The organism is Halomonas sp. M1, assembly GCF_029581375.1.
In the GTDB taxonomy this organism is placed as follows: domain Bacteria; phylum Pseudomonadota; class Gammaproteobacteria; order Pseudomonadales; family Halomonadaceae; genus Vreelandella.
This window is the reverse complement of sequence record NZ_CP121119.1, coordinates 3,137,658-3,148,335: the sequence shown is the minus strand read 5'-3', so window position 1 is coordinate 3,148,335 and position 10,678 is coordinate 3,137,658. Positions and strand designations below refer to the sequence as shown.

Here is a 10,678-nt window from a genome sequence, read left to right as displayed (position 1 = left end):
CTTAGCCCTTCCTAGGAGGGAGTTTTATGATAACTACCGTTAGCCGCTGGCGCGGATTTACTATATTAGCCATGGCAAGCCTTTTAACTGGCTGCCTTGCGCTACCCCAAACGGGTTTGTTTGCTTTTCGCTTAGCCGTTACCTCACTTGGCATTGAAGAGGTGCGCATTGGCCCCTATAGCATTCAGGCTGGGCTCGATACCAGCGATTTAACCAGCTTGATAGCCTCTAGCCTAGGCACGGGCAGCTTGCCCGTTCAGGCCACGCTGGCGATGGGCTTAGGGCTACCTGCGGGCATGCCTGCGGTTGAGATGTCGGGCTTTCGCTGGACGCTAGATATGCCGGGGGTAGACCCCGTCAAGGGTCAATACCAGCAGGATGTCACGCTGACTCCCGGCGACGATGCTAAATTACGCCTGCCTGTTGCCTTCGATATTCTGGCTACCGACCCACGCAGCATGACGCCTATGCTGGAACTCGCTAGCCAATTAGCATCACAAGGTGAGCTGCCTGCCGGTAGCGAGCTAGCCATCACCCCTGGGGATCTGCGCGGCTTAGGCATGACGCTGCCATCAGGCCTCTTCACGCCTACCATTCGCCTAAATGTTGGGGCCGATGGCCAGCTCATTCCCCAACGCTAATGGCTTAGGGCGGTTTAAGAGAGCGATTTAAAAAGGGCAAGCTAAGAGGCGCTGGTATTATCAGGCTATCTCTTTTCTTGCAGCCGCTTGCGGCCTACCCAGTGGGCCGCAAATTGCCAGGCGGTTCGACCGCTACGCCCTCCTCTCAATGTCGCGAAACGGACGGCCTCTGCTTTTGTCGTATCGTTCCAATCCTGGGGTTGGCCAAGGTGGCTAACCCAGTGCTCACACACCTCAAGGTACGTCGCTTGGCTGAAGGGGTGAAACCCAAGCCATAGCCCAAACCGGTCTGAGAGCGAAATTTTCTCTTCCACCGCATCGCCATGATGCAGCTCCTCGCCAACCAAGCGGCTGCCGCTATTGTCATCCATCGATTCCGGCAGCAAATGGCGACGGTTGGAAGTTGCATAGAGTAAGACGTTCTCGGGCGGCCCAGTTAAGGCACCGTCCACCACGCTTTTGAGCGCTTTATAAGCGTCATCGTTGCCCTCAAAAGAGAGGTCATCGCAATACACCACAAAGCGCTGTGGCATATGGCGCAACTGCTCTACCAGCAGAGGAAGGCTGCAAAGGTCGTGACGATCCACTTGGATCAACCGCAGCCCCTCCTCAGCCAGCGAATTAAGCAGCGCGCGTATAATGGATGACTTCCCGCTTCCCCTAGACCCCCACAGCAGGGCATGGTTAGCGGGGTGACCTTGTAGAAACGCCCGTGTGTTATCAATTAGGGCCAATTTTTGCCGCTCAATACCCAGCAGGTCGTCCAATGTCAGCGCATCGCGTGGTGGTACCGGCACCAGCCACCCACCCAAGGGGTGGCGCTGCCAAATCGCCGCCACATGAATGTTCCAATCCACCGGCGTGGGTGCAGGCGGCAGCCAGTGGTCGACATGATCTAACAGGCGCGTAAGGCGCTGGCTCAATTCAGCATCCATCGTTGTCCTCGGAGTGCGTTATGATAGAAAGGTTTGATTTACCACCGACAGTAGTTATCTTGTCGGCAAGGATCTCTACTCGTCTATAAGGAAACCGTCTATGCGTTGGCTTCGTCCATTGGCTATTACTGCGCTGTGTGCCTCTATAGCGGCGTGCGCAACCTCTCCAACCGGCCGCTCGCAGCTGTTATTACTTTCAAATGATCAGCTGAACCAAATGGGCCAACAGGCCTTTGCTCAGTATCAACAAGATGTGCCTACCGCTGATCAGGCGAGTCACCGCTATGTTCAGTGTATAACCAATGCGATTGTTGACGTACTCCCCGCTGAACAGCGTGACCTCGATTGGCAAATCCGTGTCTTCGAGTCTGAGCAGCCGAACGCGTTTGCGCTACCCGGCGGCTATATGGGGGTCAACACGGGCATGTTGAATATAGCCACCAATCAACATCAGCTTGCCTCTGTGGTAGGCCACGAGATAGGCCACGTTATCGCTAACCACGCCAACGAGCGCGCCTCTACCCAAAGCGCGACGTCACTGGGCTTATCGGTCATTTCCAGCACATCAGGTATGCAGACCCCCGGGGGCCAGCAATTAATGGGCGTGCTAGGCATGGGGGCAGAGTATGGCATTGCGCTCCCCTTCTCACGCCGCCATGAAAGTGAAGCCGACATTATCGGCCTACAGCTGATGGCCCAGGCCGGTTTCGACCCTCGGGAAAGCGTCACGCTATGGGAGAATATGCAGGCGGCCTCCAGCGGTGGCGCGCCGCCCGCCTGGATGTCTACCCATCCAAGCCAGGGCCAGCGAATCCAAGGGCTTCAAGCGAATATGGATCAAGCGCTGGCAAATTATGAACAGGCACGCAACAGCGGCCGCACGCCCAACTGCCCGCGTCCCTGAGCGGCCTACGCTAGAGGTTTGAATGATTCGAATTGGTTTACTACTGCTTGTCCTGCCCATTTTGGTACTGATGGCCGTCTATTTTTGGGAACTGGGCGATGTACGCGCCTGCCAGCTTGACGGCGGCTACTGGGATTACCTGGAAAGTACCTGCCGTGAGACACCGCAGCCTTTTGTTTCCTGGCTTGAGCGCTCGCCGCTACTGGTCAACGGCGGCATGCTAGTGTCTGTGTTGGGGCTGGTTATGTGCATGGTAGGGTTTTACACCAAACGCCGTTAATCGCGGGGTAATAACGCCAGCAACAGTAACGGGGGCAGCTAACCAAGCTGCCCCCGTTACTTATCATGCACTGCCATTTGTCGATCAACGCCTTCATCAACAGCAGCACTAATCGATAGAAGCATTAATCGCTAAAATTTAGCGATTGCCTAAGCTGCGAGCGCACTGGCGCGGTGTCCGGGCGTACATTACGCCACAGAAAAAACGATTCAGCGGCTTGCTCTACCAGCATACCTAGCCCATCCAGCAGCTTGGCGCCACGGGGTCCCGCCCACTGTAAAAAGACCGTTGGCTCGCTGCCGTACATCATGTCGTAAGCCCAGGCCTGCTGGGTAAAAAGCAGGTCAGGCAGCGGCGGTAAGTCTCCGGTAAGACTGGCGCTGGTGCCATTAATAACCAGATCAAACTGCCCCTCTATGGTGTCAAGTCCACCGCCTTTCACCGGGCCCAGGTCAGCAAAGTCTTGCGCCAACTGGCTGGCTTTCTCAGCGGTGCGATTCACCACCACCAGCTCGCGGGGCTTTTCAGCCAGCAGCGGTTCCAGCACGCTACGTACGGCGCCACCCGCGCCAATGACCAGCACGCGCTTATCTTGAATGGGCACGCCGTGGTAAGCCAGGTCACGAACAAGCCCTATGCCGTCGGTGGTGTCGCCATAGGTACGGCCATTGCCCCCCGCGATCAGGGTATTGACCGCCTGAGCACGTTTGGCACGTTGGCTAAGGGTGTCACACAGTGCAAAGGCCTCACCCTTGAAGGGCACGGTCACATTCGCCCCGCGCCCGCCTTGCGCCACAAACGCTTGCCATGCCGCAGCAAACCCGTCCAACGGTGCAAGCTCAGTGGTATAGGTCATGGGCTGCTGGGTTTGGCGACCAAACTCCCCATGAATCAGCGATGATTTAGAGTGTTTGATAGGGTTACCAAAGACGCAATAACGGTCAGCCATAAAGCCTCCTTATGTCTCGCCCTGCTGGGCGGCTTCAGCGAGCCAATCCCTGGGCACTAGGTATTCATTAAGCTTCGCCTCTGGGCTACCCGCTTCGGGCGTAAAGGCGTACTCCCAACGCGCTAATGGCGGCATCGACATTAATATCGACTCAGTGCGACCGCCGCTTTGCAGGCCAAACAGCGTGCCTCTGTCCCAGACCAGATTGAACTCCACGTAACGACCGCGACGGTAAAGCTGGAAGTCCCGCTCTCGTTCGCCCCAGGCATCGTCTCTGCGCCGCTCAACGATGGGTAGGTAAGCCTCTAAGAAACTATCGCCAACGGCTCGCTGAAAGGCAAAACAGTCCTCAAAGCTGCCTTCATTTAAATCATCAAAAAACAGCCCGCCTACGCCCCGGGTTTCTTCACGATGCTTGAGGTAAAAGTACTCATCGCACCACGCTTTGTAGCGAGGATAAATCTCTTCACCAAAGGGCGCGCAGGCGGTTTTTGCCACGTGATGCCAGTGCACGGCGTCTTCAAACACAGGGTAGTAAGGGGTTAAGTCAAACCCGCCGCCAAACCACCAAACGGGGGGTTCGCCTGCCTTTTCAGCAATAAAAAAGCGCACGTTGCCGTGACTAGTAGGCACATGGGGATTTTCAGGATGCAGCACCCAGGAAACACCTACCGCGTGAAAGCTGCGCCCAGCAAGTTCAGGCCGCACCGCCGTGGCAGAGGGCGGGAGCTTTGCACCAAACACATGGGAGAAGTTCACACCGCCTTTTTCAAACACAGCGCCATGCTCAATCACCCGAGAGCGCCCGCCGCCACCCTCCTCACGCTCCCAGCTATCCTCCTTGAAACTGGCACGACCATCGGCGGCGGCAAGGCCGGCACATAGCCGTTCCTGCAGGTCTAACAGGTAGTGTTTAACGTCGTCTAGGTGCTCGTGTGCCACATTAACTCCCAGGGTAAATAGGTTGAGTGAGCCGCTGCGTTTACTGGCGAAGCACGTTGCCAGTGACTAAGTCACGAATGGTGCTTGGGCGAGCGTTGCCACCTAATGCACCGGGTGCGATAGCAGCGACGTCATCACCAAATATCGAGGCGACTTCTTCAGCGCTCATGGCAGGCGGGTCTCCCGCGCGGTTAGCGGAGGTGGAGACCAGCGGCCCGCCAAACGCTTCGCATAATGCTTTCATCAGAGGATGGTCGGTTACCCGCAGCGCCACGCACTGATGAGCGCCACGCACAAGCCCATGGCTGCGGCCATTATCCGGCACCAGCCATGTATTGGGCCCTGGCCAACTAGCGGCTAAGGGGGCATGAAGGGCAAGCGGCAGCTGATTTAACCAGGGCTGAAATTGATAAATACTGGCCGCCACCAGAATGACTCCTTTGGCAGGGTCACGCGCTTTCATACGCATTAAATGCGCCAGCGCTTCATCGTTATCCGGGTCACAGCTAAGCCCCCATACGGCTTCGGTGGGGCATGCAATAACGCCTCCCGAGCGCAGCGCGCTCACTGCCGCCTTTAATTCAGCTGATTCCATAGATGCTCCTCGTGAAAAATCATGACCTGCCACTGCTCAGCCAGTGAAAATAATCAGTTAGTGGCATCCTACCATGGCCGTGCCAAACGCACCCAACCGCCTGCCTGCTGCGTAACATGGCCCTCTAGCTCCAGCATCAATAGCCGCTGCTGACACTCGCTTACCGTGACGCCAGTACTCTGAACCAGCACATCAATCGGCGTTGGCGAGGTGCCTAAAACGCTCAATAGAGGGTCAGTGGGCGGTACAGTGCCGCTTGTCTCAACAACGCCCGTAGCGTCGGCAACCGGTTCCAGCTCAGGCGGTAAAAAACTGCTAGCCCAGTGCTGCAGTTCTTCAAGTATATCGTCCACATGGCGTACAAGTGTGGCGCCGGTACGTAGCAGGTGCAAACAGCCGCGCGCCTGCACATTATGCAGCGACCCTGGCAAGGCAAACAGCTCGCGCCCCTGCTCAAGGGCTAAACGAGCGCTCACCAGTGAACCGCTTTTCTCGGTCGCCTCTACCACTAACGTGCCTAAACTGAGGCCAGTGACAATTCGATTACGACGGGGGAAGAATGCCGGCCGGGCAACCGTTCCCGGCGGATGCTCGGAAAGCAGCAACCCACCTGGCGCGGTGCTTAGCTGCTCGTATAAATCCCGATGACGGGCGGGATAAATGACATCAACGCCGCAGCCTAACACCGCAATTGAGTGCCCACCGGTCGCCAGCGCAGCGCGCTGGGCGACCCCATCGACTCCCAGCGCCATGCCGCTAACAATGCACCAGCCACGCTGGGCCAGTTCGCGGGCAAACGCTTGGGCATTACCGCTGCCTTCTGAGGTAGGCCTGCGTGTTCCCACCATCGCAAGCTTTGGGCCTTCGAGTGCGCTTAGATCGCCTTGGGCCCAAAGCACGACGGGCGGGTCGGGTAGTTGGTTAAGCAGCATGGGCCAAGCAGGGTGGTCACGGTGCAGCAGATGACGGCGGGGGCTGCCCTGGAGCCAGGCTTGTGTGTCGTTTACCACGGACTGCAGTGGACTACGCGCCGGGTGCTCAAGCCATACGCGCAGGGCCGTGGCCGCCGTGCTTGGCAGCGCCGCCAACCAGCCCTGGGGCCACTGTGGCCTGCGGGCGACCAGTTGCGCAATGCGGTGGGCGCCCATGCCGGGCAGGGCATTCACTACCAGCCACTCCTTGGCATCCATACTCAACCTCCTCTTCGCTGCTCTTTAGTAACGTTTTATCTAACCGGTGTACGTGCCACATCACCCACGGTAAGTACGTTCGATGCCTGCATGACCAAGGCATAGCTCACGCGGTTGTAAGTCTTAAAGACCATCACCTGGCCTGCTTCTGTAGCAGGCAGTTGGATAAGCTCGTCAGTACGCGGGTCATTAACCAGCTCCCCCTGCTGGTCTACCCGCAGCACATGCCCTGGCTGAAGGCCGTCTTGAGTACCGAGGTCTACCGCCACCACCTGCAAGCGCCCAATAAAACGCACGCCCCCAGGCACTGCAATAATATGACCAGACAGACTATTTAACGGTGCGCGAGGCTGGAAGGTCTCCTCTTGCTCACGATCTTCAAGCGCCATCAGAATGTCGTTATTACGTACTTCTTGATAGGCACTCAACACTTCTACCCGGGCAATATCGCCTTCACTGCTTAGCTTTCGCGCTTCGCCAATGTTGATCATTTCAATACCCAGCGGTGTTCCGTCATTGGCAAGATAGGGGTCGCTTTGGCGATAAATGCCCAGCCGCGCTCTCGCGGGAAGTTCCCCCCGAACATAGAGCGTGTCCCCTGCGCCGCTAATCAAGCGTCGGTTCTCCCCACCCACCACGTAGGCCAGTTCCCGCAGCGACTCACCCTCCTCCAGCACTCGGTGTTCGCGCAAAAAAGCCCGTACAACGTCCATGGGCAGGGGAGCAATCGCTTCCCGTTCCGGCACAGTGCGCATTTGGGGGGTCAGCTTTACCACACTCTGCCCCCGCTCTAACGTTAAACAGGGGGCGCCCTGGCAACGGCCTAGCACCAGCACATCGCCTGGGTAAATAAGATGGGGGTTGCGAATTTGCGGGTTGGCCTGCCAAAGTTCAGGCCACTGCCAGGGGGAACGTAAATAGCGCGCAGAAATATCCCACAGCGTATCGCCGCGAACCACTTCATACCGCTCCGGCGCGTCGCTACGCAGCCGCTCCCAGCCTAAAACCGGATGACTCACCAGCAGGGCTATACACATTAGCAGGGCGCCAAAGACGCTATAATAAAGAGGCTTTCTTGCCGCCATCCTGTTCTCCCTAGGCAGTCGCTGGTGGAGTGATACGCAAGGCCGCAGCGAGGAACGCACGTGCCCAGTAACACCGACAGCATGATATGATGGCTGTTAGTAAACCACTTATAGTAATGCACTTAGGCCCGCCGACACAGGTGGTGAGGCCTTCACATTAAAGACTCAGCTTAACGGTGATTGTAACGCCATGGCCAAACTTCCTATTCTCGAATTCCCCGACGAGCGCCTGCGTACCAAGGCGGTAGCGGTGGAAACCGTTGACGATGAGGTCCGCCAGCTTGTCGACGATATGTTGGAGACCATGTACGACGCGCGGGGCATCGGCCTTGCGGCGACGCAAATCGACGTTCATCGCCGCGTGGTAGTGATGGATGTTAGCGACGATAACTCCCAGCCGCTGGTGCTTATCAACCCACGCTACGAGCCGATGGGTGAAGAGAAAGAGCCACTCTCCGAGGGGTGCCTGTCCATCCCTGAGTATTACGCCGAGGTACCGCGTTTTCTCAAAGTAAAGCTCAATGCGCTTGACCGAAACGGCGAGCCCTATGAGTTAGAGGCTGACGGCCTATTGGCACACTGTATTCAGCATGAGTATGACCATCTGGAAGGCGTATTGTTTGTTGATTACTTATCGTCGCTTAAGCGAGACCGGGTGATGAGAAAGATGCAAAAGCGCCACAAGCTGATGCAGGACGCTTAAGCTGATACCAATGCGTTACCCCCGGCCGAGCGGCCACGCTATAAACAAGCCCACTTGTCATTATGTGGCTTCCGCGTTCGCTGCTCGGCCTTTAACTGTTAAACGCCCCCCCCTTTACTGTTAGGTAGTCACGCCCATGTCTCAGTTGCGCGTTGTTTTTGCTGGCACGCCTGATTTCGCCGCTTCAAGCCTCGCCGCCGTGTTAGAGAGCCAGCATCAGGTGGTAGCAGTTTATACCCAGCCCGACCGCCCTGCAGGCCGAGGACGCAAACTCACCCCTAGCCCGGTCAAGCAACTTGCCCTTGAGCATGAAATACCGGTGTATCAACCTGCCAGCTTAAAAAACGCGGACGCCCAAGCCGAATTAGCGGCGCTGGAAGCTGACGTGATGGTCGTTGTTGCCTACGGCTTGCTGCTGCCCCAGGCCGTTTTGGATACGCCTCGATTAGGCTGTATCAACGTACATGCCTCGTTATTACCCCGTTGGCGCGGCGCGGCGCCTATTCAGCGGGCTATTGAAGCCGGCGACAGCGCCTCTGGTGTAGTCATTATGCAAATGGATGCAGGGCTCGATACCGGCGCGATGCTTTATGAAGTACGAACGCCGATCACCGCGCGTACCACCGGCGGTGAGCTGCATGACCGGCTAGCAATCCAAGGGGCAAACGCGTTGGTTAACGTGTTAGACGAACTGGATAGCGGCAACCTAACCGCCACTCCCCAGCCCGAAGAGGGCGTGACCTATGCAGCCAAGCTAAGTAAAGCGGAAGCCGAGCTAGACTTTCACCAGCCCGCCGAACAGCTAGCGCGTAAGATTCGCGCTTTTAATCCCTGGCCGGTGGCCTGGTGCACGCTAGGCAATGACCGCCTACGTTTATTAATGGCCAGTGTTGAACCCGGCGAACAGCCGCCCTCACTGCCCGGCACACTGCTTGAACATGGCGAGGATCACCTGCGTATTGCCTGCGGCGAACAGGGCCAAGAAGTCCTCTGTGTTAGCCGCGCGCAACTACCGGGGGGCAAAGCCATGGCCGTACGTGACCTGCTCAATGCCCGCCAAACACCCCTAACGCCTGGCGCCCAGCTTGGGCTGCCCGCACCTCAACAAGGAGCTAATCAATGAGCCAACAGCGCCCCGCAAAAGGCGGCAGCGGCCAAGAGGTGCGCGCTGCCGCCGCCCGTGCGTTAGTACCCGTTCTTACGGACAAAGGCTCACTTGCCGGGCTTGATGAACATAGCGTAGTGGCCCGTGACCGTGGCCTATTAAAAGAACTTTGCTACGGCACCTGCCGCCGCCTACCCCGCTTGGAAGCCCTCGCTAACAAACTGCTTAAGCAACCTTTCAAGAAGCGCGATAGCGACGTTCACGCGCTCTTGCTGGTGGGTATTTATCAGCTGTTGTATATGCGCATCCCTGCCCACGCAGCGGTGGGTGAAACCGCGGGCGCTGCGCGCTTGCTGGGCAAAGAGTGGGCCACTCGCGTGCTTAACGGCTGCCTGCGCCGTCTGCAGCGAGAAGCCGAGGCGCTCCAGGCCGATGTCGACCGCGAAGAGCATATTGCCCTAGAGCACCCCCCTTGGCTGCTAACCGCCCTACGCGATTCTTGGCCCAATCAGTGGCGCGCCATTGCCGAGGCGAATAATGAGCCGGGGCCTATGACGCTACGGGTTAACCAGCACCATAACGACCGCGAGGCTTACCTAGCGCAACTTATCGAGCAGGGTTTAAGCGGCTATTTATGCCCCCATGCCCCCGATGGCATCACCCTTAATACGCCCTGCGATGTTGCGGCGCTGCCCGGCTTTGAAAAAGGCCATGTCAGTGTTCAAGATGAAGCGGCCCAACTTTCAGCTGCGCTGCTTGGCCCCGCTCTTGCCCCGCGTCCTGGCGCCCATGTGTTGGATGCCTGTTGCGCCCCTGGGGGTAAAACAGCCCACTTGCTAGAGCAGTTCGATATTGCCCTAACCGCCATTGATAGTGACAACCAGCGCTTAGGCCGGGTAGACGATACGCTCAACCGCCTAGGGCTAACGGCGGAGCTACAGCATGCCGATGCCACCCAGCAAGATTGGTGGAGCGGCACCTTGTTTGATGCCATCTTGCTCGACGCGCCCTGCTCCGGCACCGGGGTTATTCGCCGCCACCCAGATATTAAAACGCTGCGCCGCAAAGAGGATATTCGTCAACTCGCGAAGCTGCAGCAGCAGTTGTTGGATAATCTCTGGCCCTTGCTGCGCCCCGGTGGCACGCTGCTCTACGCGACTTGCTCTGTACTACCCGCAGAGAACGCCGACCAAATTGACGCCTTCCTTGCCCGCACACCGGATGCCAAGGTCACCACGCCCAGCGACGTGGCCTGGGGCATCCCAAGCGGCGAAGGTCGTCAGCTCTTTCCAGCGCAGGGCAGTCACGATGGCTTTTTTTATGCCAGACTAGAGAAGCAACCTGCCTAA

12 protein-coding genes are annotated in these 10,678 nt (G+C 57.7%); 6 read left to right on the top strand and 6 right to left on the bottom strand.

Annotated features, from left to right (window positions below; all coding sequences use genetic code 11):
- Positions 1-26 precede the first annotated feature (26 nt).
- Positions 27-641 carry a hypothetical protein gene (locus P8S54_RS14530; protein WP_281442297.1) on the top strand — a complete coding sequence of 205 codons (615 nt, stop codon included), beginning with the start codon at positions 27-29 and terminating at the stop codon, positions 639-641.
- Between the two features lie 65 nt (positions 642-706).
- On the opposite strand, the gene P8S54_RS14525 is transcribed toward P8S54_RS14530, so the two are convergent.
- Positions 707-1,576 (bottom strand): ATP-binding protein, encoded by an 870-nt coding sequence (locus tag P8S54_RS14525; RefSeq protein WP_281442296.1) that lies wholly within the window; start codon positions 1,574-1,576, stop codon positions 707-709.
- A 100-nt stretch (positions 1,577-1,676) separates the two neighbouring features.
- On the opposite strand from P8S54_RS14525, the gene P8S54_RS14520 reads away from it, so the two are divergent.
- Both P8S54_RS14520 and P8S54_RS14515 read left to right on the top strand, forming a co-directional pair.
- On the top strand, positions 1,677-2,480 hold the full coding sequence (locus tag P8S54_RS14520) for a M48 family metallopeptidase (RefSeq protein WP_009100853.1): 804 nt from the start codon (positions 1,677-1,679) through the stop codon (positions 2,478-2,480).
- A gap of 22 nt (positions 2,481-2,502) precedes the next feature.
- Complete coding sequence (locus P8S54_RS14515; RefSeq protein WP_009100852.1) at positions 2,503-2,760, top strand: hypothetical protein; 258 nt, start codon at positions 2,503-2,505, stop codon at positions 2,758-2,760.
- A 124-nt stretch (positions 2,761-2,884) separates the two neighbouring features.
- Here the strand turns inward: P8S54_RS14515 and aroE are convergent, their stop codons facing one another.
- The 5 genes from aroE to P8S54_RS14490 form a co-directional block, all read right to left on the bottom strand.
- On the bottom strand, positions 2,885-3,709 hold the full coding sequence (aroE, locus tag P8S54_RS14510; protein ID WP_281442295.1) for a shikimate dehydrogenase: 825 nt from the start codon (positions 3,707-3,709) through the stop codon (positions 2,885-2,887).
- A gap of 9 nt (positions 3,710-3,718) precedes the next feature.
- Positions 3,719-4,651, bottom strand: coding sequence for an oxygen-dependent coproporphyrinogen oxidase (gene hemF, locus P8S54_RS14505; protein ID WP_281442294.1), 933 nt, complete (start codon positions 4,649-4,651; stop codon positions 3,719-3,721).
- Positions 4,652-4,691: 40 nt separating this feature from the next.
- Positions 4,692-5,246, bottom strand: a complete 555-nt coding sequence (locus P8S54_RS14500) for a Sua5/YciO/YrdC/YwlC family protein (protein WP_281442293.1) — start codon at positions 5,244-5,246, stop codon at positions 4,692-4,694.
- A gap of 68 nt (positions 5,247-5,314) precedes the next feature.
- On the bottom strand, positions 5,315-6,436 hold the full coding sequence (gene dprA / locus P8S54_RS14495) for a DNA-processing protein DprA (protein ID WP_281442292.1): 1,122 nt from the start codon (positions 6,434-6,436) through the stop codon (positions 5,315-5,317).
- A 35-nt stretch (positions 6,437-6,471) separates the two neighbouring features.
- Positions 6,472-7,521 (bottom strand): LysM domain-containing protein, encoded by a 1,050-nt coding sequence (locus tag P8S54_RS14490; protein WP_281442291.1) that lies wholly within the window; start codon positions 7,519-7,521, stop codon positions 6,472-6,474.
- Between the two features lie 190 nt (positions 7,522-7,711).
- On the opposite strand from P8S54_RS14490, the gene def reads away from it, so the two are divergent.
- From def to rsmB, 3 genes are all read left to right on the top strand, one after another.
- On the top strand, positions 7,712-8,224 hold the full coding sequence (gene def, locus P8S54_RS14485) for a peptide deformylase (protein WP_281442290.1): 513 nt from the start codon (positions 7,712-7,714) through the stop codon (positions 8,222-8,224).
- Positions 8,225-8,360: 136 nt separating this feature from the next.
- A complete protein-coding gene (fmt, locus tag P8S54_RS14480; protein WP_281442289.1) occupies positions 8,361-9,347 on the top strand; it encodes a methionyl-tRNA formyltransferase in 987 nt (328 codons plus the stop codon).
- Positions 9,344-10,678, top strand: coding sequence for a 16S rRNA (cytosine(967)-C(5))-methyltransferase RsmB (gene rsmB / locus P8S54_RS14475; protein ID WP_281442288.1), 1,335 nt, complete (start codon positions 9,344-9,346; stop codon positions 10,676-10,678). Before fmt ends, rsmB begins: the two co-directional genes overlap by 4 nt.

Excerpts from the sequence above, each read along its gene's own strand:
- P8S54_RS14530 (WP_281442297.1), top strand. The coding sequence starts at position 27 with ATGATAACTACCGTTAGCCGCTGGCGCGGATTTACTATATTAGCCATG.
- P8S54_RS14525 (WP_281442296.1), bottom strand. The coding sequence starts at position 1,576 with ATGGATGCTGAATTGAGCCAGCGCCTTACGCGCCTGTTAGATCATGTC.
- P8S54_RS14520 (WP_009100853.1), top strand. The coding sequence starts at position 1,677 with ATGCGTTGGCTTCGTCCATTGGCTATTACTGCGCTGTGTGCCTCTATA.
- P8S54_RS14515 (WP_009100852.1), top strand. The coding sequence starts at position 2,503 with ATGATTCGAATTGGTTTACTACTGCTTGTCCTGCCCATTTTGGTACTG.
- aroE (WP_281442295.1), bottom strand. The coding sequence starts at position 3,709 with ATGGCTGACCGTTATTGCGTCTTTGGTAACCCTATCAAACACTCTAAA.
- P8S54_RS14500 (WP_281442293.1), bottom strand. The coding sequence starts at position 5,246 with ATGGAATCAGCTGAATTAAAGGCGGCAGTGAGCGCGCTGCGCTCGGGA.
- dprA (WP_281442292.1), bottom strand. The coding sequence starts at position 6,436 with ATGGATGCCAAGGAGTGGCTGGTAGTGAATGCCCTGCCCGGCATGGGC.
- P8S54_RS14490 (WP_281442291.1), bottom strand. The coding sequence starts at position 7,521 with ATGGCGGCAAGAAAGCCTCTTTATTATAGCGTCTTTGGCGCCCTGCTA.
- def (WP_281442290.1), top strand. The coding sequence starts at position 7,712 with ATGGCCAAACTTCCTATTCTCGAATTCCCCGACGAGCGCCTGCGTACC.
- fmt (WP_281442289.1), top strand. The coding sequence starts at position 8,361 with ATGTCTCAGTTGCGCGTTGTTTTTGCTGGCACGCCTGATTTCGCCGCT.
- rsmB (WP_281442288.1), top strand. The coding sequence starts at position 9,344 with ATGAGCCAACAGCGCCCCGCAAAAGGCGGCAGCGGCCAAGAGGTGCGC.